Genomic DNA, 24288 nt, shown 5'->3' on the forward strand with positions numbered 1-24288 from the left:
TGATACCAATTGGTATAAAATTTAACAAGCTGTCACCAAGACAAAAAATTAGGAAACCATTATGCACAACAACGTAGATACACTATTTGAACACCTGTGGGACAACTACCTAGAAGTAACGCCTTCTGCAGTTAAAGTTCATGAACTTCTCGGCTCAACGCAAAAAGACGACGTGATCAATGACCACATCGCATTGCGTACCTTTAATATTGAAAAAGTGGGCCTAGAAAAGCTCGCTGCACATTTTAAAGCTGTGGGTTATACAGAGTGTGGCGAATATCACTTTGAAGCGAAAAAGCTATATGCCAAGCACTATGAACATCAAGATCCAACTAAACCAAAGGTATTTATCTCTGAGCTGCTAGTTGAAAAATGTTCAGAAGAATTACAAACAATCGTTAAAGACATGGTTGAGCAAATCGACGAGTCTGCAGTAACAGCTGAAAACTTCCTGTATTCTGGCACCCACTGGCGCGTTTCTCACGAGACATACAAAAAGCTACTGGCTGAAAGCGAATACGCTGCATGGATGTCAGCGTGGGGTTACCGCGCTAACCACTTTACCGTAAGCATCAATTACCTGAAGAACTTCACTACAATTGAAGCCGTAAACCAAGCACTTAAAGACAATGGTTTTGAACTAAACACATCAGGTGGCGAGATCAAAGGCTCTCCAGAAGTGTTACTAGAACAATCTTCAACGCTTGCTGATCACCAAAACGTGCAGTTTAATGACGGTGAATTTAGCATTCCAAGCTGCTTCTATGAGTTTGCTCTGCGTTATGCCAAGCCTGACGGCGAGATCTATACTGGTTTTGTTGCAGCTTCTGCTGACAAAATCTTTGAAAGTACTAACGCAAGATAATCGCGTTTAAAATCAGTGCTTGCCTAAGCACTCTGCCCAAATTGTAAAGCAGCCTTTATGGCTGCTTTTTTATACCAATTTGCTTAATTAAGTGAGCTATTTTGAGGCGAGAAAATCTTGTCGATAACTAGGCAAAACTTTTGCTATTTAGTTGTTCTAAATAACAAAACTTTAACGCTGTTAGCGTCAGATATGCGCCTTCAAATTGAGCGAGTATTAAGGCAAATTGGTACAATAAGCAAACCGTTTTACAGTGCTCTTTAATTATAGCTGGTGTTATTATCTTTACCCAACATGAAAAAGCCCTTAACCGAATGGTTAAGGGCTTTTACTTTTACAGAAAAGTTATTTGTTTAACTTACTCATTCACAGCTTGCTTGACTGTTTCTTTCGCGCTTTGTTCATCTAACAAGTTTAAATCGAAGTCGAACTCATCCACTCGAATTGCTTTTTCACGCTTGCGGTTGTAATCAACCAGTTTTGCGTACTCCTCCTCGTTGATAAGGTTACCAACGAGTGCATTATCTAAGGTTTGTTCAAAACGAACACCTGGTTGGATCTCACGCTTGCGAACTGCCTTTTTAACTTTGGCAAGCAGGTCAAGACAACCCATCTTAGCTTTATATGCTTGCTCATTGATATCATGACCATCACCCGCTGTAGGTTTCACAAGATGAGTAAGCTGCGCTTTGAACGGTGTGTCCATTTGCGCTGCAGCGGCTAACTCTCTGATCATATCATCATTAATCTTAGGCATTTGTTTACCACTAAACTGCATCGTGATCACACGCATAAATTTACGAGTACCACTTGCCGGGAAGTTGTCTAAGAACTTATGCAGCGCTTCTTCAGCACTCATAAGTGCATGCCTTGTCGCATAATGGAAATAAGGTGCTGCTTGCTCACGCTCTGCTACCGCTACTTTCTGCTCATAGTATTTGATTGAAGCCATCGCTGCATATAAGTGACTCATTACATCACCAAGGCGTGCTGACAGCATTTCTGCTTGCTTCAGTTTTCCGCCTAGCACAAGTAGTGAGAAGTCTGCATATACCGCAAGCTTCGCTGCTAATCTATGCGCGGCTTTTTCATAAGCACGCACTTCTGGTAATGGTGACTTTGCATCAGCAGTGAAAGGCATAAGGCCGTATTTGAAAGCGCGTAAGCTGTTGGCAACGCTATAGCTAACTGTTTTTGTCAAAATACCACGGAATTTACTGTCGGCATCTTTCTCTTCACTGTGAATAGATTCAACCATCGACTGTAGATATGGGTGACAGCGCATTACACCTTGACCAAAGATCATCAAATTACGCGTTAGGATGTTCGCACCTTCTACGGTAATCGCTATTGGTTGGGCAACATAACCGCTTGCAAGGGTGTTCTGAGGACCGTTTTGAATGGCCTTACCCGCTAGGATATCCATTGCAGAGTCCAACACATCGCGCCCCGTTTCAGTCATGTGGTATTTTGCAATTGCTGTTACTACAGATGGCTTAAGGCCCATGCCTAAGCCTTCTGTTGTTAACACTCGCATTGCCTCTTGCATGTATGCTTTGCCTGCAATGTCCGCAAGCTTTTCTTGAATACCTTCAAACTGGCCGATCGAAAGGCCAAATTGCTCACGTACCGCAGCATATTCAGATGCAGATTTCAGTGCGACTTGGCTAGTTGATACGCCTAGCGCTGGTAATGAAATACCACGTCCAGCACCTAAGCAGCTTACCAACATCTGCCAGCCGCGACCGATATTCTTCTGGCCACCGATAATAAAGTCCATTGGGATAAAAACTTTTTCACCACGCGTTGTGCCGTTATAGAAGCGTATTCCCATCGGGTCATGACGATTACCAAGTTGCACACCCGGATGGTCATGTGGAATTAACGCACAGGTGATCCCTAGTTCTTTCTTACCGCCTAGTAATCCCTCAGGATCCAATACTTTAAATGCTAAACCGAGTACTGTCGCAATCGGCGCAAGTGTGATGTAGCGTTTGTCCCATGTTATTTCAAGACCAAGTACTTCTTCGCCGTTGTGCATGCCCTTTTTAACAATACCTTGATCCGGAATGCCACCGGCATCTGAACCGGCTTCAGGGCTTGTTAACGCGAAACACGGAATATCACGACCGTTTGCTAAGCGAGGAAGATAGTGCGCTTGCTGCTCTTTAGTACCATAATGAAGCAATAACTCACCCGGACCTAGTGAATTAGGAACCATTACCGTTACCGCAACTGCAGAGGATTTAGTCGCAATTGTACCTACAATCGTTGAGTTTGCGTAAGGGCTAAACTCTAGACCACCGTATTCTTTTGGAATGATCAAAGAGAAAAATCTCTCTTTTTTCAAAAATTCAAGCACATGCTCCGGCAGGTGTTTGCCATTTTGAATTTCCGAGTCATCGATCATACTCATTAATTCTTTAACTGGACCTTCTAAAAAGGCTTGCTCTTCTGCGCTTAGCTTAGCTTCAGGTACAGCGCGCAGCGCCGAAAAGTCAGGCTTACCTTGATAAATCGACCCTTCTAACCAAACATCACCTGCATCTAATGCTTCTTGTTCTGTGATTGAAATGCTTGGGAGGATCTTTCTTAAATTCGTTCTTAGGCTCATAATTAACTCATCCGACCAGATAGATATATCTACATTACGGCATAAAAATTTGATTAGATCAATTACTCTACCTAACTTTTTAACGGCTTTTTTACTGAGTTATCGAGTGATTAATATAAATGACTGCAAAATTAATGGCTTACAGCTGTAAGTCGAAAAAAGTAAATTACTGTTCTTAGAAGTAAATAAGAGTGGACGAGGAGGCTTAACAGCTCTAGCTGCTATGAAATGACAGTTTATTTATAATCAAGATGGTTTTTAAAGCTGAGCACTACCATTAAAACAGTGCGATTTTTGCTTTACATAGCTGTTCTATCGTAGCTGGTGAAACAACGACTTCCACTCCGCGTTTGCCTGCACTAACATAAATTTGGTCAAATGCTAAAGCACTCTCGTGAAGTAAGGTTGGCAGCTGCTTTTTCTGCGCAAACGGACTTATACCACCAATTAAATAACCGGTCACCTTCTGCGCGTTTTGTTGATCTGTAAGCTGCGCTTTTTTCCCCTTACATGCTTTAGCAAAGGCTTTTAAATCTACTTGCTGTGTAGCGGGAGAAACGGCTACATGCAATTTACCATCGACGTCAATCAAGAGTGTTTTAAATACTTTATTTCGCTCTAGGTTCAGCTTTTTCGCCGCTTCATTAGCAAAGTCGTGATCGTTAGGATCATGCTCAAATTGCAGCACTTGGAACGCCACTTTCGCCTTTTTTAGTAGGTTAATTGCAGGTGTCATTAAAAACTCCTTTAGCAGATTTTGATTTCTGTTATACCAAGAAACAAAAACTTATGCTATCGCCTTACGATAATACCTATCATCCATCAAAACAAAAATGCCCGCTATCGCAGCGGGCATTTTCAAGTAAGTTCGATTTACTTCGTCAAGTCATCAAAGAACTTCTTAACGCCGTCGAAAAAGCCTTGAGCTTTAGGACGGTTCTTGCCGTTGTTTTCACCCATAGACTCTTCAAACTCTTGTAGAAGCTCTTTTTGGCGCTCGTTTAAGTTTACTGGCGTCTCAAGAACAACCTTACAAATTAAGTCGCCTACCGCACCGCTACGCACAGACTTCACGCCTTTGCCACGCATACGGAACATCTTACCCGTTTGACTTTCCGATGGAATCTTCAGTTTTGCCCGGCCATCTAGGGTTGGCACTTCAATCTCACCACCTAGTGCCGCCGTCGTAAAGCTAATTGGCACTTCGCAGTACAAGTTGTTGCCGTCACGTACAAAGATTGGGTGCTCTTTTACACTCACTTGTACGTACAGATCGCCGGCTGGAGCACCATGTGCCCCCGCTTCACCTTCGCCAGACAAACGTACTCTATCACCCGTATCAACCCCTGCTGGAATCTTAACGTTAAGTGTCTTCGTTTTCTCCACACGGCCTTGTCCGTGACAGCTGTTACACGGGTCTGAAATGATCTGACCTGTGCCCTGACAAGTTGGACAAGTTTGCTGTACCGCAAAGAAGCCTTGGCGCATTTGCACTTGACCTGCACCATGACAGGTTGTACAAGTTTTAGGCTTAGAACCAGCTTTCGCACCACTACCATCACATGGTTTACAGCTCACCCAAGTTGGCACTTGGATATCAACTTCCTTCCCACGTACCGCTTCTTCAAGACTTAACTCTAGGTTATATCTTAAATCCGCACCGCGCTGTTGTCTCGATTGACGACGACCACCGCCGCCACCAAAGATATCACCGAATACGTCCCCAAAAATATCGCCGAAGTCGCCAGCGCCGCCAAACCCACCATGACCAGCACCACCACCTTGTTCGAAAGCTGCATGGCCGTATTGATCATACATCTGGCGTTTTTGACTATCAGTCAATATCTCGTAAGCTTCTTTTACTTCTTTGAATTTCGCTTCGAGTTCAGCGTTACCAGCAGTACGATCAGGGTGATATTTCATTGCAAGGCGTTTATACGCCTTTTTAATGTCACGTTCACTGGCGTCTCTTGCAACACCTAATACTTCATAATAGTCAGGTTTAGACATTTTTATCACACTACTCTTTCTTGGCAACTTACATCGTTGCAAACTCTGCCGAGCCCTGTTGCTTGCAAATTAATGCCAGACAACAGTCTAATTTATAAACACGTAGGGCGCGACAAGCCATACAGCCAGCGCGCCCTCCTTCAAGACCTACAATTACTTGTCGTCTTTAACTTCTTCAAATTCAGCGTCAACTACGTCGTCGTCTTTTTTCGCTGAACCTTGTTGGGCACCTGCATCACCGCCAGCTTGTTGAGCCTGCGCTTTTGCTTGAGCGATTTCCATAAGCTTCTGAGATTTCTCTGCTAGCGCTTGTGTCTTAGCATCGATTTCTTCTTTGCTGTCGCCTTTGATTGCCGTTTCTAGCTCGCCAAGTGCCGCTTCAATTGCGGTCTTGTCATCAGCTGGAAGGTCGTCACCCGCTTCTTCAACTTGCTTGCGTGTAGCATGAACAAGCGCATCAGCTTGGTTACGAGCACCAACTAGCTCTTCAAACTTTTTGTCTTCTTCAGCATTTGCTTCTGCATCACGTACCATCTTCTCTACTTCATCGTCACTTAGACCTGAAGAAGCTTGGATTGTGATCTTCTGCTCTTTACCTGTGTCTTTGTCTTTTGCAGACACATGTAAGATACCATCAGCATCCACATCAAAAGTAACTTCGATTTGTGGAACACCGCGCTGCGCCGGGCGAATACCTTCTAGGTTGAATTGACCTAGAGACTTATTATCGCTTGAGCGTTTACGCTCACCCTGTAGTACGTGAATTGTTACTGCTGACTGATTGTCTTCTGCTGTTGAGAAAGTTTGCGACTTTTTAGTAGGAATAGTCGTGTTTTTCTCGATTAGCGCAGTCATTACTTGACCCATAGTCTCAATACCTAGAGATAGAGGACAAACGTCAAGTAGTAGTACGTCTTTCACGTCACCCGCAAGTACACCACCTTGAACAGCAGCACCAACCGCTACCGCTTCATCAGGGTTTACGTCTTTACGAGGCTCTTTACCGAAGAACTCTGCAACTTTCTTCTGTACAAGTGGCATACGTGTTTGACCACCAACTAGGATGATATCATTGATGTCGCTTACAGAAAGATCAGCATCTGCTAGTGCACGTTTTAGCGGCTCAATTGATTGCGCAACCAAGTCTTCAACTAGTGACTCAAGTTTTGCACGAGTTAGCTTAACGTTCATGTGCTTAGGACCTGTTGCATCAGCAGTAACATATGGTAGATTTACCTCAGTTTGCTGTGCAGAAGACAGCTCGATCTTCGCTTTTTCTGCTGCTTCCTTAACACGCTGCATCGCTAGCGGGTCAGTTTTTAGGTCGATGCCTTGGTCTTTCTTAAATTCTGCAACTAGGTAGTTGATAACGCGGTTATCAAAGTCTTCACCACCTAAGTGAGTGTCACCGTTAGTTGCTAGAACTTCAAACGTGTGCTCACCTTCAACTTCATCAATCTCGATGATTGAGATATCGAATGTACCACCACCTAAGTCGTATACTGCAACAACGTTGTCGCCTTGCTTCTTATCCATGCCGTAAGCAAGTGCTGCGGCTGTTGGCTCATTGATAATACGCTTAACTTCAAGACCTGCGATACGACCAGCATCTTTAGTTGCTTGACGCTGTGAATCGTTGAAATATGCAGGAACTGTGATAACAGCTTCTGTTACTGGCTCACCAAGAAAGTCTTCAGCTGTTTTCTTCATTTTCTTAAGAACTTCAGCTGAGATCTGAGGTGCAGCTCTTTTCTCACCACGTACTTCAACCCAAGCGTCGCCGTTGTCCGCTTTTACGATGTTGAAAGGCATGATGCTAAGATCACGCTGTACTTCTTCATCTTCAAAACGACGACCAATTAGACGCTTGATAGCATAAAGTGTGTTTTTAGGGTTAGTCACCGCCTGGCGTTTCGCTGGCTGACCTACTAGTGTTTCACCATCATCTGTAAATGCAATAACAGAAGGAGTTGTGCGGTCGCCCTCAGCATTTTCAATAACGCGCGGCTTGTCACCATCAAGTACCGCTACGCAAGAGTTAGTAGTACCTAAATCGATTCCAATAATTTTACCCATGAATCATCTCCGACTTCAAAATTCGTTGTTCAGTTAGTTGATTTGATAAATAAGGTCACCGATTTGTAATTCAAGCGTCACAACTAAAAAAAAATGAAAAAAATTGAAATTTTTTTGCTTTTCGAACGTTTCGGTCAAAAAAGCACCCTTAATTGCTTATTTTGAAACAAGTGAAGAGGAAAATACGATGTATTTGACGCTTGATTACCTGGTTAGACCAGTTATGCTAAGTGCAACATAATAAATAATGAGAAATGACAACATGACATTTGATGAAATTATTCAATCGGAGCATTTACAACAAGCGCAAACACAAATGACGTTTCCTGCAAGTTGGTGTCAAGGCCGTACTGCGTTCGGCGGATTGTCTGCCGCAATCGCGGTACAAAGTATGAAGCACCAACTGACAGAGCCTCGTCGGCTACTCTCCGTGAGCGTAAATTTTGTTGGACCACTGCTAGAAGGCCTACCATTTACAGTTGCAACTACCATTCTGCGTAGCGGTAAAAATGCCACTCAAATGCAGACTCAGCTGATCCAGTCAGGCAATGTTTGTCTTATTGCTATCGGTTGTTTTGGCAAGGATAGAGCATCCGCTATCCAAGTTACAAATGAAGATAGCCCTACTCTTTCAGCTGTTAATCCAAAGGCAGTTCTTCCATACCAAGAGGGTGTGATGCCTGCATTTTTCCAACATGTCTCGCTCAATGCTCAGCAAGGCGCTTTGCCATTTTCCGGCGCACCATCTTCAAACCTGGGTGGCTGGATGCGATTTAAAGCACAATCTACTTCGGTAAATGAACTACATACACTGGCTCTCGCTGATTCATGGCCACCAACATTGCTCCAGATGTGTAAAGCACCAAGCCCCGCCAGCAGTATGTCTTGGTACATTGAATTTGTGTGTGATATTTCACTCGACTCAGAGTCTTGGCTTGGATTTGAAGCCGTGACCCACCATAGCCAAAATGGATACGGTATTGAAGATGCAAAAATTTGGTCACAAGATGGCAAGTTGCTCGCCCTAAGCCGCCAAACCGTCGCGGTATTTGATTAACATTGATAAATTTGGGCGCATCAAGCAAACTAGCATAAAAGGAAATCAACGGATTTTTGTGTGATTACAGCTTGCCCTGAATGCGATACACTTGTTGAAATAGACTCTATCGAGTCACAAAAGCGTGCGGTGTGCCCAAACTGTCGGTGTGTCTTATGCCATGTACAAGGGCATCAAAACCAATTAGTGCAAGCCTTTAGCTTTTCTGCGTTACTATTTTTGTTCGCAAGCTTATTTCCAGACTTTATTTCCTACACGCAACACGGTATCACTCAAGTTGTAAGCCTCTGGCAAGCACTCATATTGTTAGCTGAACATTACAGCTATTTTCTAGCTGGATTATTTGCCTTCACTATCCTAGTTATGCCTGTTGCCGTATGCTCGTTGCTACTACTCGCACACACCGAGTATTGGCAAATCATCAATGCGCACAATGCCCGGCATTTAGCAAAATTACTCTCAGCACTAAAACCGCTTAATCTCACCGATATATTTTTAGTTGCCGTGCTTGTGAGCGCTTTTAAATTAATGTCTTTTGCTGAATTGGAGATGGGCCTTGGGTTTTGGGCCTATATTTTATTCGTTTTATGTTTTATTGAAGCCCTCTCACTTTTTGACCACGAGTATATGTGGCGTAATCAGACTCAATGTAATCGTCACCTAGTGGAGCCGAAGAATTTATCTTCCACGCTAAAACGTTGCAAGGTTTGTGGCTTTTTGGGAGAAGGTGAAAAGTGTCAGCGTTGCTACGCCAAACTAAAATACCGAAAGTCTCAATCTACGCAAAAAAGCTTAGCTTGGATGCTCACCAGCGTCGTGCTACTTGTACCGGCTAATTTTCTACCCATCATGGATACCATTAGTCTTGGCCTCCATACACCTGCGACGATTTTTTCAGGCGTTCAAGTACTTTGGGAAGCCGGTTCTTATCCCGTAGCAACACTTATTTTTCTCGCAAGTATATGTATTCCTATCGCAAAAGCGTTACTATTGAGTTACTTACTAATACGAGTTAAAAAACCCAAAGACCCAATCACAGCAACAAAAGTGTATCGCTTGCTTGAATTCATTGGCCGCTGGTCGATGATAGATGTGTTTGTGGTGATTATCTTAGTTTCTTTGGTGCAACTTGGTACGGTGCTAAATGTCGAACCGGAAATTGGTATCGTATTTTTTACTTTGATGGTGCTTTGCCAAATCGCAGCCGTTAATAGTTTTGATCCAAGATTATTGTGGGATAAAAATAATCAATGACTACTCAAGCTGATATAGAAGACAAACCAAAATTTTCAGTGATTTGGATTATTCCAATTATCGCGTTGCTCATCACAGGCTGGATGTTATATCAACATCAGGCAAATAAAGGCCACACTATTTTTATAAAAATGACTGACGCAGATGGCATTATTGCCGGCAAAACTGAGGTGAGAGTAAAAAGCGTTAAGGTCGGATTAGTCGAGTCATTAAAGCTTGAATTAGCGCAAAATGCAGTGGTAGCAAAAGTTCGGATTTTGCAGCCCTACCGTGACTTATTGGCCGAAGATTCATCGTTTTGGGTAGTAAAGCCTCGAATTGACGAATCCGGCATCTCAGGCATGAATACCTTACTATCTGGCGTATATATAGAGCTCTCTCCCGGTGAAGCAAACGCACGTTCGAGCATTTTCACCTTAATGGATGAACCAGCATTAATTAGCTCAGAGGTGCAAGGAAAACGCTATCAACTCGTGGCTTCAGATGCTGAAGTGTTAGACGTTGGATCCAGTATTTTTTTCCGCAATTATAAAGTGGGTCAGGTTGAGTCTGCACACTTTAGTGTCGAAAGCTTAAAAATGGAATATGGTATTTTTATCTATTCGCCATACGATACCCTTATTACAGAGAACGCTATTTTTTGGATTAGTTCCGGCATTGATTTTAAATTGTCGACGGAAGGCGTTGAAGTGTCGACAGGATCTCTTGCAAAGATGATAAAGGGCGGGATTTCTGTTGACTATCCACCAACCATGCCAAGCGGCACAGTAGCGCTCGAAAACAAAACCTACGCCTTACACAAAAACTTCGCAATGGCTTTAGAACAACGCTTTGATCACTTCGATTATTATCTCATTGAGTTTGAGCAATCAATTCGTGGGCTTCGAGCTGGTGCACCAATCGAATATCGGGGTATGCGAATCGGCACCATAGAACAAGTTCCTGCGACTGGTGTTAGCGACGATAGACCTTTATACTTTCAGCAAAATAACACCTCCGTCCCTGTATTGGTTAAAATTGAGTACGGCCGCATTTACGAAGATGCACAGCTTGCACAAACATATTGGTCAGAAAATATAGACAAATGGATTAGCAGTGGCCTTAGGGCGTCACTAAAAAGTGGTAATTTGTTAACAGGTGCTGTATATATAGAGTTAGACTTTTATCCAAGTGCAGAAGTCGTTAGTTCAAACAAAACGGCTATTTATCCAGTATTACCAAGCGTTCCAAGCGGTATTACAGCACTTTCTGAACAGGTCACAAGCTTACTGAACAAGTTAAATGGGTTACCTCTTGAAACAACTGTTAAGGAACTAGAAGGTGCCCTTCAGCAACACAGGTTACTAGCAATGGAAATGAATCAACTCGTAGAGTCTATCAATAATAACAAGATAACAGACAAGATTGGCGGTAATTTAACGAGCTTAAAAGATACGTTAAGCCAGCTCACATCAAGCTTGAAGCAATTTGAGCAAACCATGACCCAGTACCAAAAAGGTTCAGGTGTTATGGATCAACTGAGTAATACCCTTGAAGAACTTGAAAGCTTGTCAAATCGCTTAAAGCCTATTTCTAAAGGGTTGAATGAACAACCGAACATGCTTATTTTTAATAAAGAAAGCGATGCAGATCCACTCCCAAGGAAAAATAAATGAAGACTGGCTTAGCGATATTTTTGCTTCTATTTTGTTTAACGGGCTGTATAACGAATCCGTCTCAGCCGGTCAGTTATTATCAGTTAGAAGCAAAGAGTATCGCTGAAGAAAAGCGAGTTGAGCTCAATCACGTCCTATTGGTTGATAAAGTGCAGTTAATTGAATTGTTTGATCAGCAAGCTTTGGTGCAATATCAACCGGAGAACAAAGTAAATATCGCTAATTTTCATTTTTGGGCTCAGCCACCTTCAGATATGCTGAGTTGGAACTTAGTAAACGCATTAAATGCAACCAACAAAACCACTGCAATTAAAAGCGATAAGTTCTATCGTAATACGCAAGAGCATCAACGCCTCGTTGTAGAAATTAACGAGTTCGCAGGGCACTTTGAAAAAGGCGCTGTAATGAGTGGGACTTGGTATCTTTACCAATACAAAGAAAGGAGCTATCAACTAACTCAAGTGCAACCGTTCCAGTTTGAAACAACGCTTGAGCAGGATGGCTTTAGTGCACTTGTAACGGCACATCAAAAAAACTTTAACCAACTAACTGCACAAATAAGTCTGCATTTATAGTTGGCACTCAAACACCACTACAGGTGTTAAGTCGTTATCAATTATTATTTTACCAATCCGACTAAATCCCACTTTGCTAAGTAGGTTAATGCTGTTGCAATTATTTTCTAATGTAATAGCACCTAGCTTAGTATAGTTTTCTTCTAGTTTAGCATATTGCATGAGTAACCTAACAGCCTCAGATGCATAGCCTTTTCCAGTAAATTCATCTAAAAATGCATAGCCTAAATCTGGAATATTAAAATAAGATCTCTGATATAAGCCACACAAGCCAATACTATTATTGCTGCTTGCTTCTACCACGATGTAAGCTGCAGGCGTACCAATTTGATAGGGAATAAGATAAGCTTGCTCAATATGTTCCTCAGCTTGTTGTTGCGTTTTTATGCCTTTATCCCTGATATTATCGATAAAGCTTTTTTGATTCAAAAGCCTGAGTAAAAAGCCCGCATCATTTAGCGTCGCTTTCCTTAAAAAGATCCTTTCTCCTGTCGCAATCTTCATCTAGTCTCCGAAAATATCATAATTAACTTCCATTGGAACTTTAGCATTTGCATAAGTGAATAAAAAAGCTGGGAAACGAATTTGCCCAGCTTTTAATTACTACTGAAATACCGACAGATTACTGTTGGAATTTGACGTTTTTATACATTTGATCAACTGAATTTAGCTTAGTTTGCTTCGGTAAATCTGCAAACGGCTCAGCTTGGAACTTAGCGCCGCGTAATTGAATGTTTAATCTAGCAGCATCGGTGTTCATCACAGTTTGCTGATAGTACGCTTTAATATCTTCTAATGTGACCGCTTTAACTGCAGCAATTAGCTTAGCTTCAGAGTCAAATGCCATATTTTCTTTGAACCAATCGCCTATTAACGGCTGTAATTCTTCAGAAAGGTTTTTTGGCTCTTCGGTTAATGAGACTAACACTGCATTTTTTAACTGCTCGAAAGTCGTCTGATCTAACGCTGCTAAGTCTTTAGCGTATTCATCTTTATACTCGTCAAAACGATCTTGCATGCTTTTAGCATCTTTTACTGGTGTTTGAATATAAAAGCCTAGCGCTGAATATTCATCAATAGCAACACTCGTTGCACCAACCGCATACGCTAGCTGCTCTTCGGTTCTCAGACGTTCAAATGCCGCCGTTCTTAAGTGACCTTGAAGCACCATCGCCGCCGCCTTTTGCGCATAGCCTTTAATTGGGTGCACTGCAAAATCGATTACAGCAACATCAGCAACATCAATGTCCTGCTGCCATACCAGTGTCTGCTTTTGCTCTGGTTGCCAATACTTAGCACGTGCGTACTTGGTCACTTTTTGGCGTTTAGGCAGCGCATTATCAAGCGTCTCTTTTACTGTTTGCAAATCGGCTTTATCGTAATTACCATAGGCAAAAACACGAACTTGGTTATTCGTCAGAATTTGATTTTGCACTTTATCTAAGTCGGCCAGAGTCAAAGATTTAGCTGCTGATATCAGTGCGGAGTCATCATAACTTCCTGAACGGATAAGCTTTTGATAAACCCCGAAAGCTTGTCTGAATGGGAATTCTTTTTCTTGGTTCTTAATGCCACGTACGTAACGATCAATAGCTTGGTCAAAAGCTCGTTTATTCGTTTCTATACGAACACCAGAGAGCGCATCCTTTATCAATGAAGCTTGCTTATCAGTAAAACCTGAAATATCTAGCATTATCCCATTTGCAGGAGTCAGTCCAAGGTGCATACCCGCGATACTGGCTTCCGTCATCAACTTTGCCTTATCCAAGCGGTATAAATCAGCCCAAATCGACAGTGCAACTTCGGTTTTGATGTCTTTTAATGCACTTGGATTATTGACGTAAATTTTCAGACTACCTTTAGGCTGTTGGTAGAAACGCTTACTCGCGGCATGCCAGATTGTTACGCCATCCGCATCAATAACCTTCTGAACGCCCTTTTTCGCATCATCCGCAGATGTTTTCAGAGCGAAGTTTTCAGGAAGTAAAGTATTTACACTAGGAAGGGCTAAATCGAAATTTGCCTCTTCTTTCCATTTATCAAAATCGCTACGCTTTAAGTCTACAATCTGATATTCACCATCATAGAAGTGTAGTTTTGCATCAGTAGGTTCACCTTTACTGATATACCATACTCGCATTTGCTCTGGTGTTAACTGTTCCAAAACAGCATTAACAGCATCTGCATCAAACTGCGCATAATAGTAGCTCGCATTGATAGCATGATTCATTGGGTAGTGCTGCATGCTATCTGCAAGGTTACTGACGTAACCAAACTCATCGCCTTTTTCTAAAAACCTAAACTGATTATTTAACGACGTTTGAATTTCTTTGAAGTAACGACTATCGACGCCTTTATCACGGATCATATCGATATAATCAAGTACCGTACCTGTAATTAACTCGCGTTGCTTTAAGCCCTCATCAGTTAACTGAATATCAATCTGCAATGTCCCGTAGTTACCATAACTATTCGGTGTCGCAAATGCACTTAACGATGAGATTAAGCCTTTATCTTTTAGGACTTGAGCAGGGCTACCCGCCATTTCATTACTTAGAAGATAGGTAATGAAATAGTTCGGTTTAACCGCAAACGCACTTGCGTTGTTTTTGATAGTGAAATCAAGCTGTAACGTCTTAACGTCTTCATTTGGTTTATAATGGACCAACTTTTTCCCAACGTTATCAAAGTTAAGCGATTGTTTAACCTCTGGCTTCTCGATGTTTTTATTCTTGATTGTCGTGAAATGCTTTTTCGCTTTTGCCACCATCTGCTCAATCGGCTCGTTAGAAATCATGGCTAACTTCATGATGTTCGCAGAGTAGTACTTATCATAAAAAGCAACGGTCTCTTGATGTAGTTTGCTACCTTCTTTATCACCTAACGTTTCTAGGTTACCAATAAGGAAGCGGTTAGCTGGATGCTCTCCCATCATGTTCCGTGCAAGTTTAAATTGACCGAAAAAGTCCATTTCACGACGCATAGACCATTCTGCGTTTACAGCATTTTTTTCCTTTTCTGTGTACTCAGGGTAAAGCTTTGGAGATTTAAAGAAGTCGGAGAATCTGTCTAACGCCTCGTCATAGGCATCGTTGTTCACTTTGAACATGTAATTAGTAATATCCAGCCAAGTGTACGCATTATGTGCCCCACCGTTTTTGGTCATGAACTCAGAATAACCTTTGCTATCTGGATACTTTTCTGTACCAAGGAATAGCATATGCTCAAGATAGTGCGCCATCCCTTGCTGAGACATAGGATCGTGTAGGAGACCAACGCCAACGCTCAGTGCTGCGGCTGATTTCGATACCGAAGGATCTGATACCAAAATAACTTCAATGCCATTTTCCAAGGTTAACGTTTGATATTGCCTATCATCATTAGGACTTACAACCAGTTGCTCTGAAAGAAGATTCTCAGTTGCGCCTGAATGATTAAGTGAAGAAGTTGTACCACATCCAGTCAAAACTGCTAAGGTAAGTGTGCTAATTGCGAATAGCTTTTTCATAAAACAATCCATTATTGTGATAATTACTTTTTGGAACCAGACTATCATCGTCATTCGACTAAGCTTTTGCAATATAGAAATTTTTTGTTTTGTAACACTTCGTAAACTGAGGAATCTATGCCGACATCCATTTATTTACTGCTCGCCGCGCTATTTTTACAAACTCTACTGACCTTAGTCATCATGGTCATTATGGGGAAACGTCGATTTAAAGCAGCACGAGAAAAACAGATCCAGTTTGATCAATTCAAAACCATGGCGCTCGACAATGCGCCTGAAAAAGTCATTCTGGCATCTAGAAACTTTACTAATCAGTTCGAAATTCCCGTGTTGTTTTTTGTTGTTTCTCTCGCCGCACTCGCAATGAAACTTGCCACCTTGTGGTTCAGCATTTTCGCCTTACTGTTTGTAATTAGCCGTATTGCACATGCCTATGTTCATATCGGCAGTAATCATATTAGAACGCGTTTTCGCCTCTACCTTGCTGGATGTGCCTTCATTGTGTTGCAGTGGATCACATTACTTTTAACACTTATATAACTAAAAACGATAAAAATGCCATCCGTTTTAACTAATTGTTCTTTAATCTCTGAGCCAATTTGTTAGCATGGCGATGGCAAAAAGAACAACAGGGGCACATAGATGAAACAGGATAATGATATCTGCGATTTTGGACTTCATGCTGGAGAACCATACTCCACGCTGCCAGCGAGCTTTTTAAACTGGATGATAGAAACCGATCATGCAAAATGTGAGTTTGCAAAGTCTGAACTAGACAGAAGAGTATCTGCGGTGGCACAAAACGCCAGAAAATATAGCAATTTTGAGTGTTAGCACTATTAAAATAATTATAATGTTCTAGAATACGCGCATAATTTATCAAATAGCTTCTAAATTATGCGCAACTTACTTATCCTTTCAACGGCTTTGCTATTATCAGCATGCCATTTTTCCTCTCCTAAGCAGTCGCAACAAGCAGAATATCTAACCGTACTACACACCAACGATAATCATGGTCGTTTTTGGCAAAATGAAAAAGGTGAATATGGTATGGCTGCCAGAAAAACCTTAATTGACCAATTAAGGAGTGATGCCGAAAAATCAGGACATGCCGTTATATTGCTTTCCGGAGGCGATATAAACACGGGTGTACCAGAATCTGATTTACAGTTTGCCGAACCTGATTTTAAGGGAATGAGTAAACTCGGTTACGATGCCATGGCAATTGGTAACCATGAATTTGACAACACCCGAGATGTACTAGCCAAACAAATTGAGTGGGCAAGCTTCCCACTACTGTCAGCAAATATTCTTGATAATACAAATCAAATGCCCGCATACGAGCCTTACACGATCATTGAACGTGCAGGATTGACCATTGCCGTACTTGGACTTACAACAACTGATACCGTCAAAATTGCCAATCCAAAACATGTTCATGGTTTGACTTTTATTGAGCCCTTAGCAGCCACAGAAAGCTGGGTCCCTAAAATTAAAGCCAAATATCAGCCAGATGTGATGATAGCTGTGACACACATGGGTCACTATCACGGTGCTAATCATGGGATCAATGCACCTGGTGATGTAACGCTTGCGCGCCGACTTCCTAAAGGTATGCTTGATTTAATAGTCGGTGGACATTCTCAGGAGCCAGTATGTGTCGATGACAATGGTAACGAGGACACAGCTTTTGCTCCTGGCAAAACATGTAAACCAGATAAGCAAAATGGTGTTTGGATTATGCAAGCACATGAGTGGGGTAAGTATGTGGGCAAAGCCGTATTTAGGCTTGATGGTGATACAAAAACCTTGATTAGCTATAACTTAATCCCTGTAAACTTAAAAGATAAATCCGGAGCCGTTATTGGCGCAACTATTCAAGAAGATCCGCAAATGCTCGCTTTTTTAACACCTTTTCAAGAAAAAGGACAAGCACAAATTGCTGGTGCTGTCGGATACGTAGATAGCTTCTTAGATGGCCGTCGCAGTACGGTTAGATTTAAGCAAAGCAACTTAGCAGATCTCATCATTAACGCGCAGATGACAGCTGTCGAAGCAGATTTTGGCATTATCAGTGGTGGTGGGATCCGAGATAGTATCGAACAAGGTGATGTGAGTTACAAAGATGTACTGAAAGTTCACCCTTTTAAAAATCGCATTACGTACATAGATTGGAAAGCCAGCGACCTAATTAACTACTTAGACATTGTCGCCAAGTTCCCACCTGACTCTGGTGCTTACTTACAGTTCCACCATATTACGTTTGATATTAAGAACGATAAGGTAACCAATGTTCGCATAGCGGGCGAGCCATTAACTGACGGTAAGACCTACCGCATGAGTGTGAATAGTTATAACGCATCTGGTGGTGACGGTTATCCGAAGATTAATCATCTTCCAGGGTACACCGCTACCGACCTAACTGATGCGCAGGTCCTCAAAGATTACTTTCAAAAGAATAGCCCCATAAAGGCTGTAGATTTATAAAAAAGTAACTCATATAAAGCGGTGTGATGCACCGCTTTATATGAATTTATTTTATTTACCAATAATATCAATATCTGACTTTTTCACTCCACTCAGTCCGTAACTATGTAATTTAGAACGAGACCCCTCGCCATGTGCTTTCGGCGGATAAAACAACACCTTTTTTTCTGGGCATGCGTCTAATACCTCATCCAGTGCAGCTCTAATTTCACTTAATGTTTTTTCTAAACTATTAGTAAAGTTGGGTCGTTTTCTAATGGTATGCCCAAGCTCAACTAAACGGTAAAAGTATTTGTCAGCGAGATCCAATAACTCCTTTGGCATCTCTTTGTTTTGATTAAGAACGGTATCGGGATTGACATCGCAAAACTCAACAAGCGCTAAATAGAAGCATAACGGTTTGTTGGCAAGCTGGACACTTACTAGTTTATCTCTATTCGTCGTCACTGTTTTTGAATACAAATCAATAACAAGCTTAAATTCCGGTAGCTTTTCTAGCGCTTGGTTTGAATTTACCTTTGCCTCAACACCTTTTCTTCTTACCCAATTGAACACTGCAACGCCGATAAACGCCATAATCAGTGGAAAAATATAGGCTGATTTTGGCTTGGTATCATCTAATGAGACCGCGACATAGAAGTTTCTGTGTGGCGCTGATAATGTTAGTACTTCACTTTTTTCACCCTGTCCTGCTCCAGATGTATTAATGTCAAGAACAGTCAAACGAGCGTCTTGGGCGTCTAACACAGTATTGAGTGAGTTTATATATTCTCTTAACTCAGTTTCATTACCTGCATAATGTAAAAAAGGATCTGCGACTGGTAAACGACTCATATCAATAGCAACACGAAGCGCAACCGCTTCTTTTTGTTGCTTCAAAACCCGCTTAGTTTCAATACTTTGAGAAATGTAGAAAATGCCGCTAAACAACAGTGCTAAAGCAATAAAAACGAATATATTACGCTGGTTAACTTCCATCGTCTTCTCCGATAAAGCCATAAGGTAAGGCTTCACATTGCCAGTATTTATCTACCTTATCAAAGTAACTAGATGTTCTTAATTGAGCCACCTGGTTAATAATTCCCTGCATTGCACAAGCTAAATCAGTGTTATTGTTGTTCAATTTTAAATACCATTTACTGCCACTAACGTTATTTGCAATTGGCGTAAGGTAATTCTTCGAAAACCGCTGCTCATCTTCTTCGGACCAATAAGAAGCTATAATATCAACTTCGCCAGCAGCCAACCGATCGCGGAGCGCTTGATGCGAGCTTAAATAGGTAATATCGAGTGCATTGATATCGATATCTAACTCTTTAAATGCACTTTTTGGTAATATGTGGCCAGAGCGACTTGTTGGATAGTCAAGCAAACCTATTTTTTTATCTAAGAAATACGACTTAGAGAGTTTAGGTTTTTCTGTGTTTGAGATAAAAAAGGCGGAATAAGCCGGATAACCGATAACAGGCTTATAACTATGCGTTGATTCAGCCATCAAAGCCGACATGATGTTGTCTTTCGTTAAAATAAGATCGGCGATCCCCTTTGCAAGAAACTCTATTTGCTCAGCGAGACTTCCTCCCCAATACACTTTAACCTGCCCATATTGCCTAGTGACAACTGCATCTTCACACGCTCTAACTAATACGTCTAACGCGAGGCTTTTAATCGGAACATGTATTTTTAATGTGTTGATATTAGACACTGAGCGTGTTTTGCAGGTATTTGAATACTGGACGACGGGATCAAGAGTTAGAGGCTTTGCCGATATTAACCGAGCCCCTAAAATCCAGCACAATAATGCGCTTATAAACAACAAAGATACAATTGTTGATTTACTAATCAAAATGTTACTATATATCACTAATTGGAATAACCTATCCTTTCTTGACCGCTATTAGATCAATTTTCTTTACTCATTGCAATAGGTAATTTTACCAATAACTCATAACTAGATGAATTTATTACTTTATTGACAAGAAATTATGAATCTTATTGAGTCCTTTTATTTTGTTGAAAAATACGGACAATTGGCCTCACTTTTCGGCTGGGAAGATTGTTCCCTTTTCTACAAGAGATACAAATGTTACGTAAAAGCTTGTCATTACTTTTCGCTGTAGGGATGACTATAACAACGTCAAGTGCACACGCCTGGGGTCAAAATGGTCATAGGATCATTGGCGAATTGGCAGAGGCGCATTTAACCGAGCAGACTCGCGTTGCGATTCAACCTTTATTAGAAGGTGACTCTCTAGCTGAAATTTCAACTTGGGCTGATGAAATGCGTTCGGATCCAGGTACGTTTTGGCGTAAACAATCTTCGAAGTGGCATTACATCAACATCGACAACCCAAAAGCAATGCATGAGCACGTTCATGCCGATTTAAATGATAAAGAGAAAGTAAAACACATCCTAGATGGCATCTACTACTCCATCAATACGCTAAAATCAGAATCTAAATCAATTGATGAAAAGCGTTTTGCATTCCGTTTCCTAGTTCACCTTGTGGGTGACAGCCATCAGCCGTTTCACGCGGGTCGCGCCAAAGATCGTGGCGGTAACATGATTAAAGTGAAGTTTTTTGGCAGTGATTCAAACCTACACAGTACTTGGGACACAAAATTAATCGAAAATGAGAATCTTTCATTTACCGAATTTACCCGTTTTATTCAAACCACAAATAATGAAATTATTGCTGAATACTTAGACAGTTCGCCAGCAGATTGGTTGCTTGAGTCAAATAATATTGCTGAAAAAGTTTATAACAGCAATGAAACTGAAATAAGTTATGGTTACATTTATAAATATATGCCAACAGTTAAATTCAGGCTTCAACAAGGTGGCATTAGATTAGCTGGCTTATTAAACCAAATTTATGATCCTAATTCTAAACCGCTGGTTTCATCACTGAAGCCAGCAAATAAAATAACAGTTAACCATTAGTTTAAAATAACCTACTAACACGGGAAACAACATAATGAAAATCCAACTTCGCAAAAATGCACTTACGCTTGCTATCGCTGCAAGTTTAGGCATGAGTGGCATGGCGGTTGCGGCAGATACATCTTCGTCTATTAAAGGACAGATTGTAGGACCTCAAGGTAATCCAGCTGCAGACACTAAGATTATCATCGTTCACGAACCGACAGGTACACGCCGCGTTGTTACAACGAATGACACTGGTACGTACAATGCATCAGGTCTTCGTGTTGGTGGTCCGTACACCATCACTATCGACTCAAACAAATTCCGTGACGCTGAGCTGCGTAACGTTTACCTATCACTAGGTGAAGCCCAAAAGATCGACCAGCAGCTAAGCGAATTGCAAATGGAGTCTATCGTAGTTACTGGTACTCCAGTACTATTTAACTCTTCTGCAAACGACACTTATTACGGTGCTGATGCAATCAAGAGCACGCCTAGTATCAACCGTGATATTAAAGACGTAGTAAGAAATAACCCGCTAGTTGTTATCCAACCTGGTGGCGACAGCTCAATGACAATCGCAGGCTCAAACCCGCGTACAAACTCTATTACTGTTGATGGTATTCCGCTAAACGATGACTTCGGTCTTAATTCTGGTGGTTACCCAACACAGCGTAACCCATTCCCTCTAGACGCACTTGATCAAGTTACAGTTCAAGTAGCACCAACAAATGCTAAATCAAGTGGCTTTACTGGTGGTAACGTTGACGCGGTATTTAAGTCTGGTACTAACGAAATCACTGGTAGCGTTTTCTATGAGAAAATGACTGACAGCTGGGCAGGTACTCCAAAAAACAATGGTAAAGAAGTTCCACTAGAGTTTGAAGAAGAGAACTATGGCTTCTCAATCGGTGCGCCTCTTATCGAAAACAAACTATTCTTCTTCGGTGCTTACGAAAAGTATGAATCTCCTCAGTCAATTGAGTGGGGCCCTGCAGGTTCTGGTATTGGCGCTAACGAGACAAAAATCACACAAAACGACTTAGCAGCAGTACGCAAAATTGCTTCTGAAGTATATGGTGTTGATAACATCGGTGGTGCAGACACTCAACCACAACTAGAAGATGAAAAATATATCATCAAACTAGATTGGAACATCAACGACTATCATCGTGCAAACTTTATCTACATGTTCAATGAAGGTAACCGCACAAACAACATGACTGATGATGCTGATGATCTACACCTAAGCACTTATTGGTACAATAAATCTGAGAAACTAAATAACTTCAGCTCAACACTATACTCTGACTGGACAGATGATTTCTCAACGCAAATCAGTATCACAAGCAAGTCTGTTGAAACTGGTCAGATTTCACTTGATAGCGCACTTGGTTTAGGTGATATCAGCATCAGCAACATCGACGTAGATGGTGATGGTGTTACAGGTGACATCAGCTTTGGTTCAGATGCTAGCCGCCACTCAAACTCACTAGAAAACGACCTAACAACATTCAAGTTTGACGGTACTTACCTACTTGACGAACATACACTAGAGTTCGGTATCAAGTATGACATTCTAGACGTTGAAAACCTTTATCTAGATGGTTCTAAGGGTGTTATCACATTTAACAGCCTAGAAGACTTTGCAGCACGCCAAATTTCAAGATACACATATAGCAACGGTATCGGCAATAACCCTGATGCAGTTGCAGCGGCATTCAAACGTAAAGACCTTGCACTATACGTGAACGACCGTTGGGACTTCAGCGATGAACTAGCGTTTAGCTTTGGTCTTCGTTACGAGCGTTTAGGCTCTGACGACAAACCAGCGTTCAACCAAGACGTATTGGACAGAACGGGTTTTGATAACACTTATAACCTAGATGGCGCTGACATTTGGTTGCCTCGTGCAGGTTTCACTTACTACATGAACGAAGACGTCACTATCCGTGGTAGCGTAGGTCGTTATGCAGGTGGTAACCCTAACGTTTGGATCTCAAACTCTTACTCAAACGATGGCTTCAGTCGTCAAAACTTCTCTGCTAGTGATGTTACTGCTCCAGCAAATATCCTAAATACTATTCCGCCAGAGGCTATCGAAGGTATTAACAACGCGAATCGTGGTTCAGTTTCGAACTTTATCGATCCTAACTTCGACATTCCATCACAGTGGACTTATATGCTAAATGCGGATGTAACACTTGACATCCCAGGCCTTGGTGACGGATTCGCGTGGACTACAACTGCAATCTTCACAGATAAAGAAAATACCGCTGAATGGGTAAATGCTGCACTTCTTCAGGAAGGTGATGTAGTAGGTTCTACTGCTGATGGTGCATTACCATTCTACGATACCCGTGAACTTGAGATTATGCTAACGAACGCAGATAAAAACGGTCGTTCGATTATTCTAAGTACTGGTCTTGCTAAAACGTGGGATAACGGCTTCAAGTTTGATATGTCTTATACTCACCAAGATATCACTGAAGGTAACCCTGGTGGCTCTTCAACTGGTCGTAGTAACTACCGCTTCGGTCACTTCTTAGACCACCAAGAAACACAAATCGGTACTTCTTCTTATGAAACAGAGCACCGTTTTGTCCTAAACCTTGGCTATTCAACAGAGTTCATTGAAAACTATAAAACGAATTTCAATCTTTTCTTTGAGCGCCGTTCAGGTTCAGCATATAGCCACCTAACAAGATGGCAAAACCTAACTGGTGGTCGCTTCTTCAATCAAGACTTAATTCAGCCTTCAGGCTTTGGCTCTACGTTCGGTGGTAACTACCTAGCTTATGTTCCAACGGCAAACGATGCAAACGTACTTCGTTACGAAGGCACAACTGAAGCAGAAGTGCTTGCTCATTATGAGAGCTTAGGTCTGTCTGGCTATGCAGGTGGCTTCGTGGACCGTAGCACGGCTACATCGCCTTGGACAACGACTATGGATCTATATGTTTCTCAGGAACTTCCAGGTTTCACCAAAGATCATAAAGGTGAAGTCTACTTCGTAGTGAATAACTTACTAAACCTGATTGATTCTTCAGCTGGTAAAGTTTATACGCAAGACTTTGGCACTCGTAATACGCTAAACATGGATATCGACCCTGCGACTGGTAAGTACATCATCGGCGCACCGATTACTAGCGACTATAAGTTTGAAGCAGAAGACTCAACTTACCGTATCAAGATCGGCGTACGCTACAACTTCTAATATCTAACACGTAATTAGATAATCTCCCAAAGGCCAACGAAAGT

At 41.7% G+C, this 24288-nt stretch carries 18 protein-coding genes; 10 read left to right on the forward strand and 8 right to left on the reverse strand.

What is annotated here, in order from left to right; all coding sequences use genetic code 11:
* The first annotated feature begins 61 nt into the window (after positions 1 to 61).
* Complete coding sequence (locus CWC03_RS03625) at positions 62 to 865, forward strand: DUF1338 domain-containing protein (RefSeq protein ID WP_138580614.1); 804 nt, start codon at positions 62 to 64, stop codon at positions 863 to 865.
* Between the two features lie 358 nt (positions 866 to 1223).
* Here the strand turns inward: CWC03_RS03625 and CWC03_RS03630 are convergent, their stop codons facing one another.
* From CWC03_RS03630 to dnaK, 4 genes are all read right to left on the reverse strand, one after another.
* Entirely contained in the window at positions 1224 to 3479 is a 2256-nt protein-coding gene (locus tag CWC03_RS03630; protein ID WP_138580615.1) for an acyl-CoA dehydrogenase, read from the reverse strand.
* Positions 3480 to 3756: 277 nt separating this feature from the next.
* Positions 3757 to 4215: a Cys-tRNA(Pro) deacylase gene (ybaK, locus tag CWC03_RS03635; protein ID WP_138580616.1), complete on the reverse strand. Its 459-nt coding sequence runs from the start codon at positions 4213 to 4215 to the stop codon at positions 3757 to 3759.
* A 137-nt stretch (positions 4216 to 4352) separates the two neighbouring features.
* On the reverse strand, positions 4353 to 5489 hold the full coding sequence (dnaJ, locus tag CWC03_RS03640) for a molecular chaperone DnaJ (protein ID WP_138580617.1): 1137 nt from the start codon (positions 5487 to 5489) through the stop codon (positions 4353 to 4355).
* A gap of 153 nt (positions 5490 to 5642) precedes the next feature.
* Positions 5643 to 7565 carry a molecular chaperone DnaK gene (gene dnaK, locus CWC03_RS03645; RefSeq protein WP_138580618.1) on the reverse strand — a complete coding sequence of 641 codons (1923 nt, stop codon included), beginning with the start codon at positions 7563 to 7565 and terminating at the stop codon, positions 5643 to 5645.
* A 262-nt stretch (positions 7566 to 7827) separates the two neighbouring features.
* On the opposite strand from dnaK, the gene CWC03_RS03650 reads away from it, so the two are divergent.
* Genes CWC03_RS03650 through CWC03_RS03665 form a run of 4 tightly spaced genes read left to right on the forward strand, consistent with a single transcriptional unit; the run spans position 7828 to position 12106 of the window.
* Positions 7828 to 8622, forward strand: coding sequence for a thioesterase family protein (locus CWC03_RS03650; protein WP_138580619.1), 795 nt, complete (start codon positions 7828 to 7830; stop codon positions 8620 to 8622).
* A 60-nt stretch (positions 8623 to 8682) separates the two neighbouring features.
* The gene (locus tag CWC03_RS03655) at positions 8683 to 9876 is read left to right on the forward strand and encodes a PqiA/YebS family transporter subunit (RefSeq protein WP_138580620.1); all 1194 of its coding nucleotides are present in this window, start codon (positions 8683 to 8685) and stop codon (positions 9874 to 9876) included.
* Positions 9873 to 11531 carry an intermembrane transport protein PqiB gene (pqiB, locus tag CWC03_RS03660; protein ID WP_138580621.1) on the forward strand — a complete coding sequence of 553 codons (1659 nt, stop codon included), beginning with the start codon at positions 9873 to 9875 and terminating at the stop codon, positions 11529 to 11531. Before CWC03_RS03655 ends, pqiB begins: the two co-directional genes overlap by 4 nt.
* Complete coding sequence (locus tag CWC03_RS03665; RefSeq protein ID WP_138580622.1) at positions 11528 to 12106, forward strand: PqiC family protein; 579 nt, start codon at positions 11528 to 11530, stop codon at positions 12104 to 12106. Before pqiB ends, CWC03_RS03665 begins: the two co-directional genes overlap by 4 nt.
* Here CWC03_RS03665 and CWC03_RS03670 read toward each other — a convergent pair.
* The gene (locus CWC03_RS03670; RefSeq protein WP_138580623.1) at positions 12101 to 12610 is read right to left on the reverse strand and encodes a GNAT family N-acetyltransferase; all 510 of its coding nucleotides are present in this window, start codon (positions 12608 to 12610) and stop codon (positions 12101 to 12103) included. The two genes, CWC03_RS03665 and CWC03_RS03670, sit on opposite strands and share 6 nt — an antisense overlap.
* 118 nt (positions 12611 to 12728) lie before the next feature.
* Positions 12729 to 15614 carry an insulinase family protein gene (locus CWC03_RS03675; protein ID WP_138580624.1) on the reverse strand — a complete coding sequence of 962 codons (2886 nt, stop codon included), beginning with the start codon at positions 15612 to 15614 and terminating at the stop codon, positions 12729 to 12731.
* Between the two features lie 117 nt (positions 15615 to 15731).
* Here CWC03_RS03675 and CWC03_RS03680 point away from each other — a divergent pair, with 117 nt between their 5' ends.
* From CWC03_RS03680 to ushA, 3 genes are all read left to right on the forward strand, one after another.
* Complete coding sequence (locus CWC03_RS03680; protein WP_138580625.1) at positions 15732 to 16154, forward strand: MAPEG family protein; 423 nt, start codon at positions 15732 to 15734, stop codon at positions 16152 to 16154.
* A 102-nt stretch (positions 16155 to 16256) separates the two neighbouring features.
* Positions 16257 to 16448, forward strand: a complete 192-nt coding sequence (locus CWC03_RS03685; RefSeq protein WP_138580626.1) for a hypothetical protein — start codon at positions 16257 to 16259, stop codon at positions 16446 to 16448.
* Between the two features lie 63 nt (positions 16449 to 16511).
* Entirely contained in the window at positions 16512 to 18101 is a 1590-nt protein-coding gene (gene ushA / locus CWC03_RS03690; RefSeq protein ID WP_138580627.1) for a bifunctional UDP-sugar hydrolase/5'-nucleotidase UshA, read from the forward strand.
* 51 nt (positions 18102 to 18152) lie between these two features.
* On the opposite strand, the gene CWC03_RS03695 is transcribed toward ushA, so the two are convergent.
* Both CWC03_RS03695 and CWC03_RS03700 read right to left on the reverse strand, forming a co-directional pair.
* Positions 18153 to 19079 carry a hypothetical protein gene (locus CWC03_RS03695; RefSeq protein ID WP_138580628.1) on the reverse strand — a complete coding sequence of 309 codons (927 nt, stop codon included), beginning with the start codon at positions 19077 to 19079 and terminating at the stop codon, positions 18153 to 18155.
* Positions 19069 to 19806 carry a PhnD/SsuA/transferrin family substrate-binding protein gene (locus CWC03_RS03700; RefSeq protein ID WP_249313938.1) on the reverse strand — a complete coding sequence of 246 codons (738 nt, stop codon included), beginning with the start codon at positions 19804 to 19806 and terminating at the stop codon, positions 19069 to 19071. The genes CWC03_RS03695 and CWC03_RS03700 overlap by 11 nt, the downstream gene beginning before the upstream one ends.
* A gap of 378 nt (positions 19807 to 20184) precedes the next feature.
* Between CWC03_RS03700 and CWC03_RS03705 the strand changes: the two genes are divergently transcribed.
* The gene (locus CWC03_RS03705) at positions 20185 to 21045 is read left to right on the forward strand and encodes a S1/P1 nuclease (protein ID WP_138580629.1); all 861 of its coding nucleotides are present in this window, start codon (positions 20185 to 20187) and stop codon (positions 21043 to 21045) included.
* A 34-nt stretch (positions 21046 to 21079) separates the two neighbouring features.
* Positions 21080 to 24244, forward strand: a complete 3165-nt coding sequence (locus tag CWC03_RS03710) for a TonB-dependent receptor (protein WP_138580630.1) — start codon at positions 21080 to 21082, stop codon at positions 24242 to 24244.
* Positions 24245 to 24288 lie beyond the last annotated feature (44 nt).

The organism is Pseudoalteromonas sp. S2755, assembly GCF_005886535.1.
Lineage (GTDB): Bacteria > Pseudomonadota > Gammaproteobacteria > Enterobacterales > Alteromonadaceae > Pseudoalteromonas.

Excerpts from the sequence above, each read along its gene's own strand:
- ushA (WP_138580627.1), top strand. The coding sequence starts at position 16,512 with ATGCGCAACTTACTTATCCTTTCAACGGCTTTGCTATTATCAGCATGC.
- CWC03_RS03675 (WP_138580624.1), bottom strand. The coding sequence starts at position 15,614 with ATGAAAAAGCTATTCGCAATTAGCACACTTACCTTAGCAGTTTTGACT.
- dnaJ (WP_138580617.1), bottom strand. The coding sequence starts at position 5,489 with ATGTCTAAACCTGACTATTATGAAGTATTAGGTGTTGCAAGAGACGCC.
- CWC03_RS03625 (WP_138580614.1), top strand. The coding sequence starts at position 62 with ATGCACAACAACGTAGATACACTATTTGAACACCTGTGGGACAACTAC.
- CWC03_RS03710 (WP_138580630.1), top strand. The coding sequence starts at position 21,080 with ATGAAAATCCAACTTCGCAAAAATGCACTTACGCTTGCTATCGCTGCA.
- dnaK (WP_138580618.1), bottom strand. The coding sequence starts at position 7,565 with ATGGGTAAAATTATTGGAATCGATTTAGGTACTACTAACTCTTGCGTA.
- CWC03_RS03630 (WP_138580615.1), bottom strand. The coding sequence starts at position 3,479 with ATGAGCCTAAGAACGAATTTAAGAAAGATCCTCCCAAGCATTTCAATC.
- CWC03_RS03650 (WP_138580619.1), top strand. The coding sequence starts at position 7,828 with ATGACATTTGATGAAATTATTCAATCGGAGCATTTACAACAAGCGCAA.
- CWC03_RS03695 (WP_138580628.1), bottom strand. The coding sequence starts at position 19,079 with ATGGAAGTTAACCAGCGTAATATATTCGTTTTTATTGCTTTAGCACTG.
- CWC03_RS03680 (WP_138580625.1), top strand. The coding sequence starts at position 15,732 with ATGCCGACATCCATTTATTTACTGCTCGCCGCGCTATTTTTACAAACT.
- CWC03_RS03685 (WP_138580626.1), top strand. The coding sequence starts at position 16,257 with ATGAAACAGGATAATGATATCTGCGATTTTGGACTTCATGCTGGAGAA.
- CWC03_RS03665 (WP_138580622.1), top strand. The coding sequence starts at position 11,528 with ATGAAGACTGGCTTAGCGATATTTTTGCTTCTATTTTGTTTAACGGGC.
- CWC03_RS03705 (WP_138580629.1), top strand. The coding sequence starts at position 20,185 with ATGTTACGTAAAAGCTTGTCATTACTTTTCGCTGTAGGGATGACTATA.
- pqiB (WP_138580621.1), top strand. The coding sequence starts at position 9,873 with ATGACTACTCAAGCTGATATAGAAGACAAACCAAAATTTTCAGTGATT.
- CWC03_RS03670 (WP_138580623.1), bottom strand. The coding sequence starts at position 12,610 with ATGAAGATTGCGACAGGAGAAAGGATCTTTTTAAGGAAAGCGACGCTA.
- ybaK (WP_138580616.1), bottom strand. The coding sequence starts at position 4,215 with ATGACACCTGCAATTAACCTACTAAAAAAGGCGAAAGTGGCGTTCCAA.